This window comes from Kribbella antibiotica (genome assembly GCF_004349055.1).
Classification (GTDB): Bacteria; Actinomycetota; Actinomycetes; order Propionibacteriales; family Kribbellaceae; genus Kribbella; species Kribbella antibiotica.
The window spans coordinates 42,684-63,908 of record NZ_SMKX01000021.1 but is presented as its reverse complement, the minus strand read 5'-3'; the positions used below and the strand labels follow the sequence as shown (position 1 = coordinate 63,908).

At 67.9% G+C, this 21,225-nt stretch carries 20 protein-coding genes; 5 read left to right on the top strand and 15 right to left on the bottom strand.

Annotation, left to right across the window (positions count from 1 at the left end; genetic code table 11):
* Position 1 precedes the first annotated feature (1 nt).
* A complete protein-coding gene (locus tag E1263_RS10005) occupies positions 2-2,824 on the top strand; it encodes an AfsR/SARP family transcriptional regulator (RefSeq protein WP_132166931.1) in 2,823 nt (940 codons plus the stop codon).
* Here the strand turns inward: E1263_RS10005 and cobS are convergent.
* The 9 genes from cobS to E1263_RS09960 are packed head-to-tail and all read right to left on the bottom strand — an operon-like array spanning position 2,821 to position 10,169.
* Positions 2,821-3,585 carry an adenosylcobinamide-GDP ribazoletransferase gene (gene cobS / locus E1263_RS10000; RefSeq protein ID WP_132166930.1) on the bottom strand — a complete coding sequence of 255 codons (765 nt, stop codon included), beginning with the start codon at positions 3,583-3,585 and terminating at the stop codon, positions 2,821-2,823. The genes E1263_RS10005 and cobS overlap by 4 nt on opposite strands.
* Positions 3,582-4,109: a bifunctional adenosylcobinamide kinase/adenosylcobinamide-phosphate guanylyltransferase gene (locus E1263_RS09995; protein WP_132166929.1), complete on the bottom strand. Its 528-nt coding sequence runs from the start codon at positions 4,107-4,109 to the stop codon at positions 3,582-3,584. The genes cobS and E1263_RS09995 overlap by 4 nt, the downstream gene beginning before the upstream one ends.
* The gene (locus tag E1263_RS09990; RefSeq protein ID WP_132166928.1) at positions 4,102-4,911 is read right to left on the bottom strand and encodes an ECF transporter S component family protein; all 810 of its coding nucleotides are present in this window, start codon (positions 4,909-4,911) and stop codon (positions 4,102-4,104) included. Before E1263_RS09990 ends, E1263_RS09995 begins: the two co-directional genes overlap by 8 nt.
* The gene (locus E1263_RS09985; protein WP_132166927.1) at positions 4,908-6,518 is read right to left on the bottom strand and encodes an ABC transporter ATP-binding protein; all 1,611 of its coding nucleotides are present in this window, start codon (positions 6,516-6,518) and stop codon (positions 4,908-4,910) included. Before E1263_RS09985 ends, E1263_RS09990 begins: the two co-directional genes overlap by 4 nt.
* The gene (locus E1263_RS09980) at positions 6,515-7,603 is read right to left on the bottom strand and encodes a CbiQ family ECF transporter T component (protein WP_132166926.1); all 1,089 of its coding nucleotides are present in this window, start codon (positions 7,601-7,603) and stop codon (positions 6,515-6,517) included. The genes E1263_RS09985 and E1263_RS09980 overlap by 4 nt, the downstream gene beginning before the upstream one ends.
* A complete protein-coding gene (locus E1263_RS09975; protein ID WP_132166925.1) occupies positions 7,603-8,289 on the bottom strand; it encodes an SCO2322 family protein in 687 nt (228 codons plus the stop codon). The genes E1263_RS09980 and E1263_RS09975 overlap by 1 nt, the downstream gene beginning before the upstream one ends.
* Positions 8,290-8,319: 30 nt before the next feature.
* Positions 8,320-8,529, bottom strand: coding sequence for a hypothetical protein (locus E1263_RS09970; protein ID WP_132166924.1), 210 nt, complete (start codon positions 8,527-8,529; stop codon positions 8,320-8,322).
* Positions 8,526-9,536, bottom strand: coding sequence for an aldo/keto reductase family protein (locus E1263_RS09965; RefSeq protein ID WP_132166923.1), 1,011 nt, complete (start codon positions 9,534-9,536; stop codon positions 8,526-8,528). The genes E1263_RS09970 and E1263_RS09965 overlap by 4 nt, the downstream gene beginning before the upstream one ends.
* Positions 9,537-9,578: 42 nt before the next feature.
* On the bottom strand, positions 9,579-10,169 hold the full coding sequence (locus E1263_RS09960) for a DUF3043 domain-containing protein (RefSeq protein ID WP_132166922.1): 591 nt from the start codon (positions 10,167-10,169) through the stop codon (positions 9,579-9,581).
* 181 nt (positions 10,170-10,350) lie between these two features.
* Here E1263_RS09960 and E1263_RS09955 point away from each other — a divergent pair, with 181 nt between their 5' ends.
* From E1263_RS09955 to E1263_RS09940, 4 genes are all read left to right on the top strand, one after another.
* Positions 10,351-11,166 (top strand): PspA/IM30 family protein, encoded by an 816-nt coding sequence (locus E1263_RS09955; RefSeq protein ID WP_132166921.1) that lies wholly within the window; start codon positions 10,351-10,353, stop codon positions 11,164-11,166.
* A complete protein-coding gene (gene pspAA, locus E1263_RS09950; RefSeq protein WP_132166920.1) occupies positions 11,163-11,438 on the top strand; it encodes a PspA-associated protein PspAA in 276 nt (91 codons plus the stop codon). Before E1263_RS09955 ends, pspAA begins: the two co-directional genes overlap by 4 nt.
* Before the next feature lie 243 nt (positions 11,439-11,681).
* Positions 11,682-13,208 (top strand): sugar transferase, encoded by a 1,527-nt coding sequence (locus E1263_RS09945; RefSeq protein ID WP_238161151.1) that lies wholly within the window; start codon positions 11,682-11,684, stop codon positions 13,206-13,208.
* Positions 13,209-13,283: 75 nt separating this feature from the next.
* Positions 13,284-13,874 (top strand): RNA polymerase sigma factor, encoded by a 591-nt coding sequence (locus tag E1263_RS09940; RefSeq protein WP_132166919.1) that lies wholly within the window; start codon positions 13,284-13,286, stop codon positions 13,872-13,874.
* Positions 13,875-13,932: 58 nt separating this feature from the next.
* On the opposite strand, the gene E1263_RS09935 is transcribed toward E1263_RS09940, so the two are convergent.
* Genes E1263_RS09935 through E1263_RS09910 form a run of 6 tightly spaced genes read right to left on the bottom strand, consistent with a single transcriptional unit; the run spans position 13,933 to position 21,219 of the window.
* Positions 13,933-14,298: a hypothetical protein gene (locus E1263_RS09935; RefSeq protein WP_132166918.1), complete on the bottom strand. Its 366-nt coding sequence runs from the start codon at positions 14,296-14,298 to the stop codon at positions 13,933-13,935.
* A gap of 6 nt (positions 14,299-14,304) precedes the next feature.
* Positions 14,305-15,921: a right-handed parallel beta-helix repeat-containing protein gene (locus E1263_RS09930; RefSeq protein ID WP_132166917.1), complete on the bottom strand. Its 1,617-nt coding sequence runs from the start codon at positions 15,919-15,921 to the stop codon at positions 14,305-14,307.
* 36 nt (positions 15,922-15,957) lie between these two features.
* Positions 15,958-17,154 (bottom strand): glycosyltransferase, encoded by a 1,197-nt coding sequence (locus E1263_RS09925; RefSeq protein WP_132166916.1) that lies wholly within the window; start codon positions 17,152-17,154, stop codon positions 15,958-15,960.
* Positions 17,154-18,386, bottom strand: coding sequence for an O-antigen ligase domain-containing protein (locus tag E1263_RS09920; RefSeq protein ID WP_132166915.1), 1,233 nt, complete (start codon positions 18,384-18,386; stop codon positions 17,154-17,156). The genes E1263_RS09925 and E1263_RS09920 overlap by 1 nt, the downstream gene beginning before the upstream one ends.
* Complete coding sequence (locus tag E1263_RS09915; RefSeq protein ID WP_132166914.1) at positions 18,383-20,008, bottom strand: YveK family protein; 1,626 nt, start codon at positions 20,006-20,008, stop codon at positions 18,383-18,385. The genes E1263_RS09920 and E1263_RS09915 overlap by 4 nt, the downstream gene beginning before the upstream one ends.
* Positions 20,005-21,219: a Wzz/FepE/Etk N-terminal domain-containing protein gene (locus tag E1263_RS09910; protein ID WP_165956561.1), complete on the bottom strand. Its 1,215-nt coding sequence runs from the start codon at positions 21,217-21,219 to the stop codon at positions 20,005-20,007. The genes E1263_RS09915 and E1263_RS09910 overlap by 4 nt, the downstream gene beginning before the upstream one ends.
* Positions 21,220-21,225: the final 6 nt, after the last annotated feature.

The following is a 21,225-nucleotide window of genomic DNA, read 5'->3' as shown; positions in this document are numbered from 1 at the left end:
GGTGGACTTCCGATTGCTGGGGGCGCTCGAGGTCCACGACGGTGCGGCCGAGATCAAGCTGGTACGGCGGCAGGAGCGGTTGCTGCTCGCGAGTTTGTTGCTGAGGGCAAATGAGTCGCTGCCGACGGAGCAGCTGATCGATCTGGTCTGGCCGGATGATCCGCCCGAGGATGCGCGGGGCGCCTTGCAGGTCTACGTTTCCCGGCTGCGCAAGGCCGGGATCGCGATCGATGGCAGTCGGGACGGGTACGCCGTACGGGCGCCGGTCGGGAGTGTCGATCTGGAACGGTTTCGGGCTGGTGTTGCCGAGGCTCGCGGGTTGGGGAATGCCGCCGAGCGAGGGACAGCGCTGCGTACGGCGTTGGCGCTGTGGCGTGGAGAGCTGCTGCCCGAGTTGGTGGACCGCGCGATTCGTGATCGGCTCTGCGTTCCGATCGAGGAGGAGCGGCGCCGGGCGGTTGACGAGCGGATCCAGGCTGACCTCGCCGCGGGGTTGCACGCCAAGCTGCTCGATGAGTTGCCGGCTGTCGTCGCGCAGGACCCGACGCGGGAAGCCACCGTGGCGGCGTGGATGACGGCGCTGCACCTGACAGGGCGACGGCAGGAAGCACTGGAGGTGTACGCCGATGTGGCGGCGACACTGTCTGATCAGTTCGGTTTGGAGCCCGCGCCTGCCCTGCGTCGGTTGTACTCGGCGATCTTGCGCAACGATCCGGTGGATCGTGCCGTGTCCGACGACACGGTGCCGCGCGAACTGCCGGTCGACATCTCGCTGCTGGTTGGGCGTGACGAGTTGCTGGCGGACGCCGTACGGGCGTTGAAGGTGGACGCGGCGACGATTTGTTTGTGGGGTGCTGCGGGGGTTGGGAAGTCTGCGGCTGCTACGCGGATTGGGCATCTGGCGGCGGATGCGTTTCCTGACGGGCAGTTGTTCGCGCGGCTGCAGGACGTGGCTGGGGAGCCGGTTCCGGCGCGGACGTTGCTGGGGCGGATGTTGCGGTCGCTGGGGCTGTCGTCCGGTGAAATCCCGGACGATCTGCCGGAACGGCGTGAGGTCTTTCTTCAGCGCACGACGGACCTGGCGCTCCTGCTGGTGCTGGATGACGCGCTTGACAGTGGAACGGTTGAGCAGTTGCTACCGGCTGGATCGCGGAGCGCGGTGATCGTGACGTCGCGCGCGCCGCTGCCTGAGTTGGTCACCGCGGTGCATCGCCAGGTCGTGGGGCTTGATCCGGAGGTGAGCCGGGGTCTTCTGCTGCGGCTGATTGGTCGGCCGGTTCGGGATCAGGAAGCGATCGAGGTGTTGGTCGAGCACTCGGCCGGGCTGCCGCTGGCGCTGCGGATTGTTGGTTCGCGGCTTGCTTTGTCCGGGGATGAGTTGCTGCCGGCGCTGGCGGGTTCGTTGACGCTCGACTCGATGGTGGCGGGTGACCTCGCCGTACGGACGAGTCTGGATCGCAGTCTCGCGTTGGCTGAGCCTCGGACGGCGCAGTTACTGGCTGGGCTCTCGTTGGTTGGAGTGACGGAGTTCCCTGCCTGGGTGGCGGCGCCGCTGCTGGGCCACGACGAGTTGGCCGGTACGGCGGCGTTCGAGCAGCTGGTCGATCTGGGCTTGGTCGAACTCGTCGCGGTCGAACCGCTGCGCCGTTACAAGATGCACGCCCTGGTTCGGTCCTACGCCACGGAACAGCTCGCGGGCGATCCCGCACCCACTCGGCAGCGCTATTTCGAAGCGGTCCATCGGCTGACGGCACTGGCCGACTCCGGCCTCAACCACGGCTGGACCCTCGCGGCACACCTGGAGACCCCCGCAACGCCGGTGCTCCCGGAGGCCGAAGGCGAGATAGAGGCCGACGCGATTCAGTGGTTCGAGGCCAGTTGGTCCCTCATTGATGCCGCAGCCCGCTCTGCTCTTGGCGCTGGTCAACCCGAGCTCGCGGGGACGCTCACGCTCCTGCTGAGCGGCTACCTCAGCCTCCGTGGCTATCGCGAGCCGCACAACCAGCTGTTCCAAACGATTGCCGAGGTCGTTGCCGAGACTGGTCCCCTCGAGCTTTCGGTCAGGCTGGAGCTGGCGTTGTGGATGAAACATCCGGGCACGCCCGCCGATCAGTGGAGCGCGGGCCTCCGGCTCCGCGAGCTGGCCGGACAGACCGGCTCGCTCGACCTGCAGACCAGGGCTGAAATGCAGCTCGCGGAGTCGGCACTGCGCCTGGCCAGGTATCAGGACGCTCATCGGCACGGACTCTTGGCACTCGCGTTGATCGATCGCATGGACGGTCCCGAGTATCTTCGGGTCTTCGCCGTTTGCAGACTGGCCGCCATCGCAGTGGAGCTGCACGACTACGAGGCTGCCGTGCGCTGGGGAGAGCAGGCAGTGGTGCTCGCATCGCCAAACAGCACCGCCCAGGCCGAAAGCAGGCTCCTCGTCGGCGAGATCTACGCCGAGGTGAAGAGGTACGAGCAGGCCGCAGAGCACCTGATCGCAGCAGCGGCGACTGCCCGCGCCCTGTCCGCCGACGACTGCCTCGCCCAGGCGCACTGCCTCCTGGCCGGCGTCAGAGCAAAGCAGGGCAACATCGCCGACGCCCGCTCACTGATGGACGTGCCCAGGACCATTTACGTCCAGGTAGCTGACCCCCATCTACGTATCCGGATCGGTCTGGCCGATGCCGACATTGCGATGACGGCAGGTGAGTTCGCTGAAGGCCGCCGGATCCGCCTTGAGGTGATCGAGTTCGTAGCGGGCCGCGGGGACACGTCTGTTGCCAACTACATCCAAGGGGTCATCGACACTGACCCTCGCGACCCAGCCAACGCCTAAACGAGGGCTAGGGCGGTGAGGGCCACGGCGAGGGCGAGTTCGATGGCTGCGCCCAGTACATCGCCGGTTGTGCCGCCGAGGGTGGTTCGGGCTCGGTGGGTGGTCGCCAGGGCGGCTGCGGTGGCCAGGAGTACGGCGATGGCGGCGGCGTGGACAGAAGAGCCGGTGAGCCACGCCAGGGCTGAGGCTGCAGCCAGTACGACGAGGGTGCTGAGGACTGCGGCCGGTGTCGGGACGGTCGCGGCGACGACTGCGCCGAGGCCGTCGGGGCGGGCGGAGGGGACGGTGGTTCGGCAGGTCCAGACGAGGGTGAGGCGGCTGGCGGTGGTGGCGATGAGGATTGCTTGCCAGCCGAAGCCGGACTGGATGCACGCGGTGAGGGCGGCGATGTCGATCAAGAGTGAGCCGACGATGCTGATGACGCCGAAGGGGCCGATGTCGCTCTGCTTCATGATGCGGAGCATGGTTTCGCGGTCGCGGCGGCTGGCCAGGGCGTCGGCGAAGTCGGCCAGGCCGTCGAGGTGAAGGCCGCCGGACAGCCCAGCCACGACCAGTACGGCGAGGACCGCCGCGAGCAGGTCGGCGTCGGGGCGGACCAACTGCACGAGCGCGACGACGCCGGCCGCGATGCCGCCCAGGACAGCGCCGACCAGAGGCGCGAGCAGCATGGCGCGGCGCCCGACGGTGCGGTCGACGTGGGACGGCATGCCGGCGGGGAGGACGCTCAGGAGGCCGAAAGCCAGGCGGAGTGAGTCGATCATGTGAGGGGAAGGGTTCGGCCGGCGATGGTGTAGAGGGCCTGGTCGGAGGCGAGCGAGATGCCCGTGTTGAGGCGGCCCATCAGGTCGCGGAAGAGTCGGGTGCCGGGGTCGGCGGGGACCACGCCGGCGCCGATGTCGTTGCTGACAGCAACCACACGGCGGCCGGTGGTGGACCAGGCGGTGGTCAAGGCGGCGATGCGATCCTCGACGAGCCCAAAGCGGTCCAGGTCGGACCAGATGTCGAGCGAGTCCATGGTGCGCGAGAGCCAGAGGGTCAGGCAGTCGATCAGCAGCGGGGGACCGGCAGCCGAGAGCAGGGGGACGAGGTCGATCGTCTCGACCAGGCCCCAGGAGGCTGGGCGGCGTGACTGGTGCTTGGCCACCCGGGCTGCCCACTCGCTGCTACCGGAGTCGTCTCCGCCGGTGGCGACGTACAGAACGTCCGGCACGGCGGACAGCAGCCGCTCGGCCGCGAGCGACTTGCCCGAGCGGGCGCCGCCGAGGATGAGGGTGCGGTCAGACATGCGGACTCCTAGGCTCGAACAGGACCGGGGTGTCGAAGGCAGCCTTCCGGGCGGTCCGGCGGAAGGCGTTCAGCACCGGTCGGCCGAGTGCCAGCACCAGTACGGCGCACAGCACGCCGCGCGGGATGTCCCAGCCGAGAGACGTCGCCACGACGAACAGAAGGTACCTGTGCAGGTTGTCGACCAGTGCATCGCCCGGGATGAAGGAGAAGTCGCTGCCGAAGGTGGCGTACGGCCAGAACCACAGGTTCATCACCACGCCGTACAGCAGACCGGCCACGACAGAGTAGGCAGCCAGCAGCAGCAACTCGAGCCGACCGCCCACCCGTGGCAGCAGGCCAGCGAAGCAGCCCACCCACGCGCAGGCGAACATCTGGAACGGCATCCACGGCCCGACGCCACCACTGATCAGCGCACCACCGAGCAGCGACACGGACCCGAGGACGAAGCCGAAGCCGGCCCCGAAGGCTCGCCCGGCCAGCACCAGCAGGAAGAACCCCGGCTCCAGCCCCGCAGTACCCGGACCCAAGGTCCGCAGCGCCGCACCGACCGCAGCCAGCATCCCCAGCAGGGAGATGACCTTCGCATCGATCCCTGACTCGGACAGCTCAGCCAGTACGACGGCCACTAGCAGGGGCAGCAGCAGAACGAACAGCCACGGCGCATCGGTCGTGTGGCCAATCGCCGACGCACCGGCCTGGTCAGTCCGCCATAACAGCGGCCAGGCGAACGCCACCACGCCAACCAGCGACGCCAGCAACAGCGTGCCGGTGCTGCGTGGCCGCAGCCGGATCAGGTTCACGATGCGCGCTCCAGAGCCGTGGCGACCTCGCCGACAGTCAAGAACGTCAGTGGGGCCAGAATCTTCGCCACCTGCGGCGCAAAGGCGGGGGAGTCCGCCACCACGGTCGCAGTCTCGCCCTCACTCACCAGCTCACCGTCAGCAAGCACCATCACCCGAGTGGCGACCTCAGCGACCATCTCGACGTCATGTGTCGACAGCACGACCGCATGCCCTGCCGCTGCCAGCTCCCGCAGGATCTCGACCAGCCGTCGCTTAGCGCCGTAGTCCAGCCCTCGCGTGGGCTCGTCGAGCAGCAACAACGGCGGAGCACCACACAGTACGACGGCCAGTGCCAGACACAACCGCTGTCCCTCGGACAGGTCCCGTGGATGCAGTTGGTCGTCCACACCTGGTGCCAGCCGCTCCAGGACCGCCCGGCAGGTCCCAGCCGCGACCCGGAAGTCCGCATCGGCGCCAGAGCACTCGTCTGCGACTGTTGCCGCATACAACAGATCAGCCGGCTCCTGTGGAACCAGTCCGACCGCCTTGACCAGTTTGGCCGGCCGGGTACGGCGTGGGTCGGCTCCAGCGGCGGTCACCGTGCCGGAGCGCGGCGGGACGATCCCCACCAGCGCGTTGAGCAGTGTGGACTTCCCAGCGCCGTTGCGGCCCATCACTGCAACGATTTCACCGGCCCGGATGCTGACAGACACGCCACGCAAGGCAGTCACAGCTCCGTAGCCAACGACGAGCTCACTGCACCGGGCTAACTCGGCGCCAGTCACCGTAGGCCGCCGTAACGGCTGCACATCAGCCAGCTGACTCCGCAGCGCTACGGCAGCGCGCCGTGCATCCCGCACCGACAACGGCAGGGGAGACCATCCTGCCAGCCGCCCGAGTTCCACGACCGGCGGTGCGACCGGTGCGGTCACCATCTGGTCCGCCGGCAGCCCGGTCGACACCAGGCCGATCCCGCCTGGCACCTCGATCACACGGTCGGCGTACTGGATCACCCGCTCCAGCCGATGCTCCGCCATCACCACAGTGACACCCAGGTCGTGCACAAGCCGCTGCAACGCGGCCAGCACCTCCTCAGCCGCCTGTGGGTCCAGTGCCGAGGTCGGCTCGTCCAGCACGAGCACAGCAGGGTGCGAAGTCAGTGCAGCCCCGATAGCGGTTCGTTGCCGTTGGCCACCGGACAGCGACGTCAGCGCCCGATCCCGGACGTCGGCCAGCCCCAGCAGATCCAGCGTCTCCTCAACCCGGCGCCGCATCACGTCAGGCGCCGTACCGAGGGACTCCATGCTGTACGCGAGCTCGTCCTCCACGGTGTCGGTGACGAACCCGGTCATCGGGTCCTGCCCGACGAACCCGACCACGTCGGCCAGATCACGCGGCCGATACTCGCGCGTGTCCCGCCCGTTCACCAGCACCCGTCCGGCCAGCGTCCCGCCGGTGAAGTGGGGCACCAGACCGTTGATCGCCCGCAACAAGGTGGACTTGCCGGAGCCGGTCCGCCCAATCACGAGCGCCAGCTCACCTTCCGGCACCGTGAAGCTCACATCCCGTACGGCGGGCGCCACCGCGCGGTCGTACGTGATCGTCACCCGGTCGAATTCGATCACGCTGCAGCCCCCACTCTGACCGGCGGTGCGACCAGTGCTGGCGCCAGTCCGATCAGTACGCCGACCACCGGCAGCAGTGGAATCGGCGGTACGACGAGTGGGCCGTCCAGCAGTAGTCCGTGCACCCCTCGCACCGCAGCGACCACCATGACCGCGGCTGCGACCGCACCGGCCGCAGTCACCAGCCACTCGGGCAGCGCCCACGGATCGGGCCGATAGCGCGTCCGCGTCACCCGCTGCCGGCCAATGCCGAGTGCGCTGACCGCCAGCAGGAGTCCGATCGCCAGTGCGGTCAGGGCGAACGGGAAGGCGAGTGAGTCCGTCAGCAGCGCGTAAACGCCGAGCAGAATGCCCAGCAACCCCAGAAGTACGCACAACCCGGTGAGCTGCCGCTGCCGGCGCGGGACCTGAGCAGTCCGGCCGTAGCCACGCGAATCCATCGCTGCGGCCAGCTCCACCGACCTGTCCAACGCGCCCTCCAGCACCGGCATTGCCGTGGTCCGGAACGAACCGCGTGTCCGCCCGCGCAACCGCCGGGCGGCCCGGATGCGGCGCGCGTCGGTCACCAACTGCGGTGCGAAGGTCAGAGCGACCACGCAGGCCACACCCATCTCATAGAGGGCCCCAGGCAACGACTTGAGCAGCCGCTTGGGACTGGCCAGTGCGTTGGCCGCACCGATACAACACAACATGACGGCCAGCTGCCCGCCGTCGTACAGGGCGGTGAGGACCGCCTCCAAAGTGACCTGTCCGCCGAGCTTGACCCCAGCAGCCCAGCCTGGCAAGGGGATCTGCGGCAGCGTGAACAGCACGATGTTGCCCTGCGAGCGCGTCGACAGCAGCGCCTGCAGGACGATCCGGATCCCGATCACCGCCAGACCGAGCTTGAGGAACGCAGTGAAGCTGTGCGCCCACGGAGCATCGGTACGGCGGGCTGCCACCACGAACCCGGTCACCACCAGGATCAGGACGAGCAGCACGGGATTCCGGGTCCGGCTGGCGGCGACCGCCATCCCGAGTGCCCACAACCACCAAGCCCCGGGATGCAGCGCCCGGGGGAGCGTCAAGCGGTCGACAGCACGCACTACGTGCGCCGGCGGCGCACGAGAGTCACACCGCCCGCGATCAAACCGCCGACAAGCAGCACCACCAACGCCAGCGGCCACCACATGGCACTGCCCTGGACGTCGTTCTCCAGCGATCCGGTCGGCCGCGACGAGCCGCTCGGGGCCGTGATCTGTAGCGTCACCGGAGTGTCGGTGGCCGGCACCTGGATGCTCTTCACCGGCTCACCGCAGCCCTTGACCGGGTAGCCCTTGATCCCGCAGGTCAGGCCCTTCTCGAGCCGGGTCGGCCCGACTGCGGACAGCACCTGCGCGCCGTTCGACTTGGGGTCCGTCACCACACAGGTCCCGGTGGCCTCGCCGGCGCGATCCCCGGTCGGCTCGTCGTCCGCCGTACCGGGGTCGACCACGACGGCCACCCGCTTCTTACCTGCCTCGGCCGGCACATCGCGGCAGATCGCCTCGAAGTCACCCTTGGCCCGAGGCACTCGCGGCTTCGCGCCACCGACGGCGTACCGCCAGCCTTCGACGGACCCGTCCGCCGGTACGACGCCGTCCGGGCCCTTCTGCGCGAACGCCCAACTGGGCGACGTCCACTGGTAGTAACCCCAGAAACGGAAGCCGTCCTCGGCATGCGCCTGGGTGGCGGCGGTCCCGGCGAGCAGCAGGCCCGCCACCAGACTAAGAAGCAGTCGCTTAGCAATCACCCAAGCAGCGTAATGCCTAGCAGGTGTCTGCTACTCCTGCGCCTCCAGCGACATCGGGCCGTAGACCTCGCGCTCGTCCTCGAGCAGGAAGACCTGCCCGACACCCTTCTCGACGAGCTCGCGCCAGATCTCGCCCAGCCAGCTCTCGGCGTCACCCTGAGCGGTGAACTCGGTGCCACCGACCTCGCTCGGGTCGACGACGGCGCCGGTCGGGGTCTCGAACCGCCACACCCAGCTCATGAGCCGGGCCGGGTCTGCGGGGAGTTCTGCGCGGTCTTGGCCGGATCGCGCTCGATGATGCTACCGAGCGCCTCGTCGATCCGCTTCAGCTGCGTCTCCTCGAGCTTCACCCCGGAGGCCTTCACGTTCTCGACGACCTGCTCGGGCCGGGAGGCGCCGACGATCGCGGAGGCGACGTTAGGGTTCTGCAGCACCCAGGCGACGGCCAGCTGGCCGAGCGAGAGGCCGGCCTCGTCGGCGATCGGCTTCAGTTCCTGGACGCGGGTCAGGACGTCGTCGTTCAGGAACCGCTTGATCATGTTCGCGCCGTTGGCGTCGGTGGCCCGCGAGCCCTCCGGCGCGGGCTGACCCGGCAGGTACTTGCCGGTCAGCACACCCTGCGCGATCGGGGAGAAGACGATCTGGCTGATGCCGAGCTCCTCCGAGGCCGGGACGATCTCGGCCTCGATTGTGCGCCAGAGCATGCTGTACTGCGGCTGGTTCGAGACGAACGGGATGCGCAGCTCGCGGGCCAGCCGGTGGCCCTCCTGCAGCTGCTCGGCCGTCCACTCCGAGACCCCGATGTAGAGCGCCTTGCCCTGGCGGACCACGTCGGCGAAGGCCTCCATGGTCTCCTCGAGCGGCGTCTCGGTGTCGAACCGGTGTGCCTGGTACAGGTCGACGTAGTCGGTCTGCAGGCGCTTCAGCGAGGCGTTGATCGACTCGTGGATGTGCTTGCGGGACAGGCCGGTGTCGTTCGGGCCGCCGGGGCCGGTCGGCCAGTAGACCTTGGTGAAGATCTCCAGCGACTCGCGCCGCGCACCCGCCAGCGCCTCACCGAGGACCGATTCGGCCTTGGTGTTCGCGTAGGTGTCGGCGGTGTCGAACGTGGTGATACCGGCGTCCAGAGCCGCCTGCACACACGCCTTCGCCTGATCGTTCTCCACCTGGGAACCGTGGGTCAGCCAGTTCCCGTACGAGATCTCGCTGACCTTCAAACCACTGTTGCCGAGATAGCGGAAGTCCATACCCCGACCCTACCCGGTTCCGATCAGCTCAGTTGGCCTCTCTCAATTGGGCCGTTCGCCGCGCTTCACCATCGGCTTGGGCAGCCGCCAGCGGCGCATCTGCATGGTCCGCCGGACCGCGTAGAACCCGATCCCCTTGGTCGGCTCGCCGGGGTGCCGCTTCGCGACCGCCTTCTTCAGCCCGCCCGACAGCAGGAACCAGTCGCCGAAGATGAACAGCACCATGATCAGGAAGAAGATGTTCACCAGCCCGGCCAGCCACGGGTACTGCCGCGAGAACACGACGCCGACCAGCGACACCACGAGCAGGATCGGCAGCGCGAACTCCATCACCGAGAAGCGCGCGTCCACGTAGTCGCGGGCGAAGCGCCGTACCGGGCCCTTGTCGGCGGCCGGGAGGTAACGATCGTCACCGGTCTGCAGGGCCGACTGCATCTTGGCCCGCTCGGCGGCCATCTTCTCGCGGCGCAGCGCCGAGGCCTCCTTGCGGTTGCGCGGTTTCTTGTACGCCGCCTTGCGGGCCGCCTCGGCTTCCTTGCGCGACGGCGTCGGCCGGCCCTTGCCGCCGGCCTTGGCCTGGGGTTCGGCAGGTACGGTGGCACTAGTTGTATCTGACTTGGTACGACGGAACACGGGCTCTGGACCTCATTCGGCAAGAAAGTCGCGACTCGGGGTGGTCCCCGGATACTTCCACCCCTAGCTTATCGGGGTCGGTATCCGGGCCGGTCCTGATGGTGTGGTGACCCGTAGGGACATAGGGTGGTTGACACGCACGCCGGGTCGACGCTCCGGCACAGAAGGGGTACGGATATCGATGAGCATCTTCAAGCGGATGTCGACGATCTTCAAGGCCAAGGCGAACACCGCCCTGGACAAGGCTGAGGATCCTCGCGAGACCCTTGACTACTCGTACCAGAAGCAGCTTGAGCTGCTTCAGAAGGTACGCCGCGGTGTGGCCGATGTGGCCACCAGCCGGAAGCGGGTGGAGCTGCAGGCATCGCAGCTGCAGGCGCAGTCGGCCAAGCTGCAGGAACAGGCACAGAAGGCGCTCTCGATGGGCCGCGAGGATCTGGCCCGCGAAGCCCTGACCCGCAAGTCCGGGCTGCAGGGGCAGATCGACGATCTGACCACTCAGCACGCCCAGCTGCAGGGTGAGGAGGAGAAGCTCACGCTCGCTTCGCAGCGGCTGCAGGCCAAGGTCGAGTCCTTCCGGACCAAGAAGGAGACCATCAAGGCCACCTACACCGCGGCCGAGGCGCAGACCCGGATCAACGAGGCCTTCTCGGGCATCTCCGAGGAGATGAGCGACGTCGGTCTGGCCGTGCAGCGCGCCGAGGACAAGACCCTGCAGATGCAGGCCCGGGCCGGTGCGATCGACGAGCTGCTGGCTTCCGGCGCGCTCGACGACGCCAGCGGTTCGCAGAAGGACAGCATCACCCTGGAGCTGGAGCGCCTGTCGTCCACCTCCGGTGTCGACGACGAGCTGGCCGCCATGAAGGCCCAGCTGTCCGGTGGCAGCGCGCCGAAGGAGCTGTCGGGTGATCCCGCAGCCCCGGCTGCCGCGAGTCAGCAGCCGGCAACTGCGCCTGTTTCAGAGCCGGCACGACCCCAGGACGGAGACGTTCGATGATCGTTCGCATCATGGGTGAGGGCCAGTGGGAGCTCGCCGACGAGAGCCTCGACCAGCTGAACGCGGTCGACGGCGATCTGGAGAAGGCCGTCGCGGCCGGCGACGAGGCCGGTTTCCGGACCGCCTTCGCCGCGCTGCTGGACTTCGTCCGCTCCGGCGCGAAGGTGCCGGACGGTGACCTGCACGATTCCGACGCGATCCTGCCGCCGAGCGACAGCTCGCTGGCCGAGATGCGTGAACTGATCAGCGGCGACGGTCTCATCGCCGGCTGACACCCCGACCCCCGCGTCGGTGAACCCCTGGAGCCGGAACCGGTTCCGGGGGTTTCTCTTTGTCAGTAACAAGTCTCACGCTCGGTAGCGCACGGGTAAACACTCGTGGGAATGCTGTTCGACGCTCGTTCGACGTAGTACTCTCTTGCTCACGCCGTTGTGGGGGCGGTGTTGGACGACTGTCCGTGACGGGGAGTGGGTTGGTCACGGCTGTCGCTGTTCACCTGTGGGGGGTGACTGTGCGTGACTGAAATTGTCATGTCCGAAGGTCTGGCCGAACCGGCCGATCTTCGGCCGACGGCTTCGGGGGAACGTCGTCGGCCGGTCTGGGTAGTTCCGGACGAGGTGCAGGCGACCGTGCCGCGATCGGCACGTTTCACCGAGGCACGCTGGGTGGCCAGGTATCGGCGAGCTGCGCTCGCCGGGGACCTGACCGCGGCGCTGATCGGGGTTTCGCTGGCGCTGCTCGGCCGGTTCGGGGCCCAGATCAATATCGGCTATCTGGTGATCGGGGCCCTGACTCCGATCGCCTGGCTGGTCTGCGTGGCGCTGGCTCGTGGGTACGAGAGCCGGTACTTCGGGACCGGGCCGGAAGAGTTCCGGTCCGTCATCCGGGCCGCCGTGGCGTTGACCGCCGCGGTCGCCATTACGTCGTACGCGACCAAGAGTGAAGTTGCTCGTGGTTTCGTCCTGCTCGCGGTGCCGATGACGTGTCTGGCGGCCATGATCGGCCGCTGGGTGCTGCACCGGCAGATCTCTTGGCGCCGGTTCGCCGGCCGGTGCATGCGCCGGGTGCTGGTGGTCGGCCGCAACGACCAGGTGACCACGCTGCATCGGCACCTGGAGGAGCGGCCCGCCGACGGATACGTCGTCGTGGCCAGCTGTCTGCCACGCGGTGACGTGTTCGAGGAACCGGTTTCGGACCGCCTCGGCCGCACCGAGATGGACGTCCTGGCAGCAGTCGACCAGTACGACGTCGACGTGGTCGCCGTCGCCGCCGATCCGGAGCTGACCGGGCACTCACTGCGCAAGCTGTCGTGGGCGCTCGAGCAGCGGGGCGTCGATCTGATCGTCTCGCCGGGCATCGTCGAGGTGGCCGGGCCGCGGATCTCGATCCGGCCGGTGGCCGGTCTGTCGCTCCTGCACCTGGAGCGGCCGTCAGTCAGCGGTGGTCCGCACCTGATGAAGGCGGTCTTCGACCGTGTCGTCGGGGTGCTGATGCTGCTTGCGGTGTCACCGGTGCTGCTCGTCGCTGCCACGCTGGTCAAGCTGACCAGCAAGGGTCCGGTGCTGTTCAAGCAGACCCGGGTCGGCCGTGGCGGGGAGCAGTTCGCGATGTTCAAGTTCCGCACGATGGTCGTCGACGCGGAAGAGCGCAAGGCCGACCTGGTCGCCCTGAACGAGGGCAACGGCATTCTGTTCAAGATGCGGGACGACCCGCGCATCACCAAGGTCGGCAAGTACCTGCGCCGTTTCTCGATCGACGAACTGCCGCAGCTGATGAACGTTCTCCGGGGAGAGATGTCATTGGTCGGCCCGCGGCCGCCGTTGCAGTCCGAGGTCGCGCTGTACGCGATCGACGACTCCCGCCGGATGCTCGTCAAGCCGGGCCTCACCGGACTGTGGCAAGTGAGTGGACGCAGCGATCTGACCTGGGAAGAGTCCATGCGGCTCGACCTGCGGTATGCCGACAACTGGTCGATCGCACTTGATCTGCTGATTCTCTGGAAGACCGCCCGCGCCGTACTGGGGAGTGCCGGCGCCTACTGACCGAAACGGGCCCGCGGGGGACAGAACACGCGGGCCACGACACAAAAGAGCGGTGCATTCCCGAGGGGGGAATTCATGGTGCAGCAACTCAGTGCCGAATCCGGTACTGATTCCGAAATGACCGCGGTCCGGTCCGAGGCAGCGACCTTGGTGATCGAGGCCGCGTCCGGCGACCAGGATTCCTGGAGCCGGCTGGTCGACCACTACGCACGGCTCGTCTGGGCCGTCACCCGCAGTTTCCGGCTCAGTGACAGCGATGCCGCAGATGTTTCTCAGATGGTGTGGCTGCGGTTGCTCGAGCACATTCACCGCGTCGACCCCGAGCGGGTCGGCGCCTGGCTGGTCGTCACGACCCGCCGCGAATGCCTGCGGGTGCTGGCGTTTCGCAAGCGCGTGCTGCTGACGTACGAGTCGACGGCCTTCGAGGAGCAGCCGGGGGACCAGCCGGAGCTGGACGCCGACATGATCGCTCTCGAGCGGGCCGCCGATGTGCGGGAGGCGCTGGAGACACTGCCGGACCGCTGGCAGGAGATGCTCGGCATGCTGATGGCCGACCCGCCCGCGCCGTACGCGGAGATCTCGGCGAAGATCGGGATTCCGATCGGCAGTATCGGCCCGATTCGAGGCCGGTGTTTGGACAAACTCAGACTGCTGCTTGCCTCCTGAAACAGCAGTGAGTTGGCCCAAATAATAGGCACAGCGCCCGGTTCCGCAATCGCCAGGATCAGAGCATGACCCACGCGGTGCGGACCGGGCGCTGAGTGCTGTTCGGCCACTGCAGCAGGAAGCTGACCAGTCGTGTCTCGCCGGGACCGTCGGCCCCGCGGGACTCGACCTGCACCGGCCCGGCCGGCGTGACCCGGAGCTCGACCGTCAGCTCGGTCTGCCCGTGGACGTCGACGTCCAGGCTGATCCCGTGCCCGGTGAACCGCAGCTGCCGGGATCCTTCGTTGCCTGGCGCATCAACAAGGCTGTCGAAGATCACATCCAGTACGTCGAGATCCCGCTCATGCCGCCCGAACGCGGCATAGCCGACAGAGCGCACGAGGGCGATCTGCGTGCAGGCACGCTCGGGGGGCGGAGAGGTCATCAGGCGTCAGCGCTCCCCGGAGACCTTGATGACGGAGTCCTCGTCCTGCCCGTACGGCGCGCCCTGCCAGGCCGCCCAGTTCACCGAGTTGCCCTGTTCGTGGACGATGAAGTTCCACGGGCCGCTGTAGGTGTTGGCGTAGAACTTGTTGGCCTGCTTGAAGGTGATGGCGTCCTCGATCGTCCGGGCCTGGTACGGCGACCAGTCGGGGAAGGTGCCCCAGTTCGAGAAGATGCCGTTGTAGCCGCAGCCGGCGTTCGACGCGCACTTGACGCCGAGCTTGTCCGGGTTGAGGTTGAACGTGTTGTCGTGCACCCGCACGTTCTGGGTCTTCCAGCGGCAGTCGCTCAGGTAGGGCTGCTTGGTGATGTTCTGGGCGTTGCAGGTCTTGATCGTGGCGACCTTCGGGTTCACCAGCGTCCCGGACCCGGTGCTGGTGTTGGCCGGCGAGCCCGCGAACCGATCGGCGTTCTCCCACAAGATGACGCCGGACCAGTTGTCGGTGAAGACGTTGTCGGTCACCTCGAGGGTCTGCCCGTACTGCCCGGGGACCCGCTTGTCCGCGCCGGACTCGGACAGGTACAGCGCCGGTGCCGGGAAGCCCTCGTTCTCCGGGCCCTTGCCCAGGCCGTTGCGGATGAAGTTGTTGCGCCGGATCAGCGCGTTGTAGCTGGTCTCGTAGATCAGGCCCTCGGCGTAGTTGCCCGAGATGTAGTTGTCCTCGATCGTGAAGTCCGCGTTGTTCGTGTCGGCCCACAGCCCCGGCCCGTGGTTGTCGTGGATCCAGTTGCCGCGCACCGCCGCCCGGGTGACCGTCCAGAACTTGCCGCCACCGGTGCACCCGCAGGCCGGCCGCAGGTTCTCCCAATCGTCGACGTTGTTCCCGGTGATCTCGTTGCGCTCGACGGTGATGTCGGCGACCGCGTTCGGGTTGTAGGCGTTGAAGCCGTACTGGCCGTTGTCGCGCAGGCAGTTGCCGCGGACGACGTTCTTGCTGCCGATCATCAGGCCCGCGCCCGCGTTGTCCTTGATGGTGCTGGCCTCGATCGTCCAGCCGGTGGCGGAGTTGTGGTTGACGACGCCTTCGTCGTTGTTGGCCTTGCGGGCGCCGAAGTTCTGGATGGTGAGGTGACTGATCAGCACGTTCTCCGCGTAGCCGGTGAAGGCGTACCGGTTCTGCTTGCCGCCGTCCAGGATCGCCCCGGGCGCGCCGATGTAGCGGTTGCCCTTCTTCGGGATCACCTGCAGGAACTCGCCACCGTCGAGCCGATGCGTGCCCGCGGCAAGGTAGAACGTCGTACCGGCGGGACGCTGGGCGGTGAGGTCCTGGAGGTTCTGGGTGGTGCTGACCGAAACTGCTCCCTTCGGCGCAGTGGCCGGACCGTTGAGAACCTGGGCGTTCCCGCAGATGGCAACCGGCGGTTTGCCCGGCGCGGTCAGGGACTTGACGGGTGCGGTGGCAGCGCCGTTACCGCCGCCGATCGGGTTGTTCCCGGTCAGCAGGACGGCAGCTGAGACCAGCCCGACCAGCGCGACAGCGCTGCCGGCAACGATGAGCCGCCGCGAGCTGTACCACCTGGTTCCGCGGCCGGGGGCCGGCGGGGACGGTGTGCGCTGTTCCATGGTTCTTCCTTCGGGGCCTGGCGGGCTGCTGGGTGGCTAACTGGGAACCGGGTTCGCCATCGCGAACCGGTACACGTCGAGCAGTTGCTCGAGATTGCGTTCGGGATCGTGAGTCGTCTCGTACGTCGTCCGGGCGTTGCGGCCCAGGTCGAGGTACTTGTCGGGACAGGCGTCCACATCGAGCAGGAGCTTGGCCAGCTCGTCCGGACGGCCCGGATCGAACAACGCTCCGTCGACACCGTCGGTTACGAGTTCGCGGAAGGAACCGTGCGCCGACGCCAGCAGCGGGACCCCGACAGCCATCGCCTCGACCACCACCAGGCCGAAGGTCTCCTCCCATTCCGAGGGCAGCACGACCGCCCGCGATTCGCCGATCAGGCCGAAGATGTCGGACTTGGTGAGCATTCCGCGGAGCTGGACCGAGGGCCGATCTGCTGCCCAAGCAGTCACTTCGTCGAGCATCGGACCGCCGCCGGCAATGGCCAGCTGCAACGCGTCGTCACCCGCGACCGCGCGATACGCGTCCCAGCCCTTCATCAGCAGCGGTGCGCCCTTGGCCGCGTCCAGCCGGCCGACATACGTGACCTGACGCTGCGGAGTGCTGGCCTGCGGGCCGTCGTACGGGACGTAGTTGTAGCGGACGAAACTGCGGTCGGCGTCGAAGTCCATCCCGGCGAGCAAGGTGCGCTGTGAGTCGGAGATGAACAGGTACGCCGAGACCAGGTTCTGCCAGGTACGCCGATGCGAACGCGTGTTGAGAACCGTCGTTGCGGTCGCGAGCTTCGATCCGCGGTAGCAGCTGTTCCGGATGGCCGGGAGTGGATTGCCGCCGGCGCAGTCGTGGCAGACCGAACCCTCGCGGTAGAAGTCACCGCTTGCGCAGAGCAACTTGTAGTTGTGCAAGGTGATCACCACCGGCACACCAGCAGCACGGCAGGCATAGAGCACCGACGGGCTGAGCACCGGGAACGTGTTGTGCACATGGACGACGTCCGGCTGGAACTCCCGCAGCTCCGCAGCCAGGTCGCGCTTGCTGGTCGGGTTCCAGATCACGCGCGCAGGCAGGGTGGCCTTCTTCCAGGCCGGCCATTCTTCGATCTCGTCGCTCAGCCGCTCGAAGAGCCGGACGTCGTGGCCGAGACCGGCGAGGGCCTCGCGCTCCTGATCGACGACCCGGTTCTCACCGCTCGGCGCGGTCGACCGGTACCTGTTGTGGACCAGCAGAATCTTCATCAGGCGCCGCCTTCCCGGGAGGGTCTCGGATACACGAGTGATGCGGCCAGCGTCAGCTCCAGCAGGTATGGCGACGCCTCGCTCAGCCCGGTCTCGGTGAACGACGCCACGACGCAGTACGCGACGATGAACAACGCGATCGCCCGCCGCGGGCCCTGCGGGGTGAACCAGGCGCCGACGAACACGAACAGCACCATGGCGATGCAGAACGCGACACCGAGGACACCGACGTCGAAGTACGTGCCGAACCAGTTGCTGTCGATCGGCAGTCCGGTGAACGACTTGTTGGACAGCCCGAAGCCGAAGAGGGTCTCGAACGTCGAGCGCGGTTGCGCCAGGATTCCGTCCCACACCACCTTCCGGCCGGTCAGCGCACCGAGCTCCTCGGTGTCCTGGCCACGAGCCAGCCAGGTCGTTACCACTGAGCCAATGGTCAGTGCTCCGGCCGAGAAGACCCCGATGGCGATCGCGAACAGACGCCGTGCCCGGGCTCGCGCCGTGAACAGGCTGAGCCCAGCGATCACGCCGCCGACCAGCAGAGCGATCAAGGCAGTGCGAGTGTGGGTGAGCAGCAGAATCGGGACAGTGACCAGGACAGCCAGTACGGCGACCTCGCGGCGCAGCAGACCTGCCATCCAGAGCACAGCGGTGAGTCCGGTCGCCATCGCCGCATAGTGGCCGACCTGCGTCGCCGGGATCGGCCACAGCACGCCGCTCAGGCGGTCGTCGACCATCGCGCCGCCGGGAGAGATCAGCACGCCGGCGAGGACTGTCCCGATGATTGCCCAAAGCATCATCAGGTGGGTCCGCACGAGCAGGAGGTCGCGCCGCGTCCACCACGGTGACAGCAGCCAGAGCACCAGGACGAACAGCGTCAACCGGGTCGACCGGTACAGCGCTCCGACCAGGAACTCGGCTCGCAGACTCGAGATGACCGCCTCGGTGACCAGGAGGCTACCGAGGAACATGTAGACGCTGGGGCGGACCCGCAGCGGCCGGTTCACCGTCAGGACCAGCAGCAGCGCCAGCGGCAATGAGCCCTGCGCGATCAGCCGGCCGAGCGCGCTCGGGATCGGAATCAGCAAGCGCGAGTCCGGGAAGAACGTCAGCACGTTCATCACCAGCAGCGCCCAGACCAGCTGCACGCGACGGCGACGCCGCCGTTCCGGTGGAACCGGGCGGAAACCCGGCTTCGGGACCAGCCGCGCGCTAAGCGCAGCGATCGGGCTCATCGCGAAAACATTCCGAGATCAACAGCTGTCGGGGACGCCTCGGCCTCGGTGGCACCGACGCCTTCGTCGGTCTTGTCCGCGTTGAGCACGATGGCCGAGTCGATCTCGAGCCCGGCCAGGCGCAACATCTCGCCGGTGGCCTTGACCTTGGCCGCGGTCGACCGGCCGGCCGTCACGACGACCTCCGCGCGCGATGCCCAGCTGCCCAGGTGGTCGGCGCCCAAGGCCGGTTCCAGCGTGGCCAGGCTGATAACCAGGTCGGCAGCTTCCCACGCAGTATCCAGCTGTACGTCGCCGGAGCCGGCCGGACGGTTGCTGTCGCCGATCCGCAGATAGCAGCCCTCGGGCGGGAGCGCGGTCGGAGCGGGCAGGTGCACGGTGATCCGGCGGTCTTGCCCGGCCAAGCTGGAATCCCGCGTGCCGGGCTCGGTGACACCGAGCTTCGCAGCCAGTGCCTTGCTTCTGGTCAGGTCGGCGACAAGGACGTTCTTGCCTTCGTCAGCCAGCGAAACCGCGAGCGACGCCACCGCCAGGGCACCGGCCTGTACGTCGTCGACGCTGACCACGACCATCGCCGGTACCGGGTGCTCGGCCCAGCTGATCCGCCGGCCGAGATGCTGCGATAGCAGCTGGATCCCCCGGTGCTTGGACTGCTTGGCGCGCAGCAACCGGCCGAACGGCAGCCACTGCCGCGGAGCGCGGCCGGTGCTGAGGCGGATGCGAGCGCCCAACGCGTTCGAGATGTCCTGCCGCTTCCACAGCCGGTCCGAGATCAGCGCCCGGATGATGACGAAGCCGAGGCCGAGGAACAGACCGGCGATGAGACCGGTGATTGCCTTGAGGGCCAGCATCTTCTTCCACGAGCTGGGCACCGCGGCCGGTGCGTCGAGCAGCCGGCTGCTGTTCATCTTGGACGCGGACGACGTCGAGTCGATCAGTTCCTGCTGGACGAACTTGACCTTGTCCTGCGCGTTGTTCAGCCGGGTCATCTCCGCGCTGTTCGGGCGCTTGGGGTCGGCCGGGTCGTCGCCGCCGGCGGTCACGGCTGAGCGAGCCAGTGCCGCTTCGTTCTGTGCGGTCGCCAGGTCACGCTTGAGTGGCACGTCCTGCAGGGCGATCTGCTCGCGCCGGAACTTCAGGTAGGCCTGCGCGATCCCGGTGGCCAGTTGGGTGGCCGCCTCGTCGGTCGGCGCGGTCGCCTTGATCTCCAGCACCCGGCTCGTGACCGCGGTGACGGTGTACCGCGCGAGCAGGTCGTCGGTGGTGTCGGGCAGTTGCAGCGACGTGATCACGCGGCTGGCGACAGTCCGCGTCGTGGCCAGGCTGACCTCGGTCGCCATGGCCTTCGGCGGGTCGTCGCCCTCCCGCGTGGTCATCAGCAGCCGGGCCGCCGCGTTGTGCGGAGCCGGCAGCACGAAGTGCACTGTCACTCCGCCCAGGAACCCGATGATGGCCAGGACGAGCCACAGCCGCAGGTGCCGGACGATCGCGTCGCGCAGGAAGCGGAAAGTGACCAGGCTGTCCGGCGGATGGGCAGCCGAGCGCTCGGTGTCGAACAGGCCGTCTTCGTCGTCCCAGCGGTTGCTGGGACGAGCTGCCTCCGAGTACTGCTGGTTCGTCATCGGTTCCGCCTTGCCGTGCCGGTGAGAAGCGTGGGTAGCCGCGAGCCCGAACGGCGCTGCGACTGCGAGACCCGGCCGATGGTCCGGTCGAACGGGTCCGGATCGGTCACCACAATGCCGTCGATGGTGCGATCGTCCGCGGTGGTGGCGACGGCCAGCCGGGCCAGCTCCTCGGCCGTGACAGTGCCGGCCGACAGCGCGATCACGGTGCGCGTCGTGCGGTCACCGGCCAGCTGCGGGTCTTCGCGGTCAACCACCGTGAGGTAGATGTCCAGCGTGGCGTCTTCGTCCTGGCCGGTGTGGTGCTGGTCGATCACCAGCGTGCTGGTGATACCGAACGTCGACGCGAACGCAGCCAGCTGCGGGCCGAGGGAGCGGGCCTTGTCGTCGTCGGCGAACGAGATGACGGTCAGCGAGGATGGCGGGCCACCCTTCACATCCAGGCCTAGATGGTGCAGCGTCTTGCGCAGACTCCACGCGTCGACCGCGGTCGGTGCGTAGTGCTCGAGCAGGTCGGCCCAGTCGGACGGATCCTGCGCCGGGTACGACGAGACCGACGCCAGGACCGGGAGTCCGACCGCGTCCGAGATCTCGTCGCGCAGCCGCAGTCTGCGGTCACCGCGGGCACGAGCCACAGCGATGATCGCTCCGACGATGGCACCGATCAGTGCGCCGAGCCCGCCGTACATGCCGAGGTGCATGAGCATGTTGCCGCCGTGCGCGTCAGTCGCGCTCTCCAGCGTCCGGGCGCCGGTGCGCTTGCCCAGGTCACCCGGGAGCTGCTTGTCGGTCGTGACGAAGACCAGGTAGACCTGCGCGACCGCATTGGCGAGCTGGACGGACTGCTTGGCCGTGGTGCCCTTGGCCTCGATCCGGATCACATCGTCGGTCACAGCGGTCGCTTTGACCCGCTCCCGCACCACCTCAGTGGTCAGTGCGGGTGCGAGGTTCTGGCCGGCGCTGTGCAGCACCGGACCGCTCTCGGCGATGTAGACCTGCGTTTCGATGCTCTGCGAGCCGGCCGTCGTCGATCCGGAGGCCGCGGGCGGTGGCGGAAGCACCACCAGTGCCGCCGCCGTGTAGAACGGCGGCCGCACAAAGGCATAGGCCACACCGAGCAGAAGCCCAACCACGGCCACCACGATAACCAGCAGCCGCTGGCGCCGAATGGCTTGCCAGGACTTTTTGACGTCGAGCTGTTGCGCGCTCACAGGCCC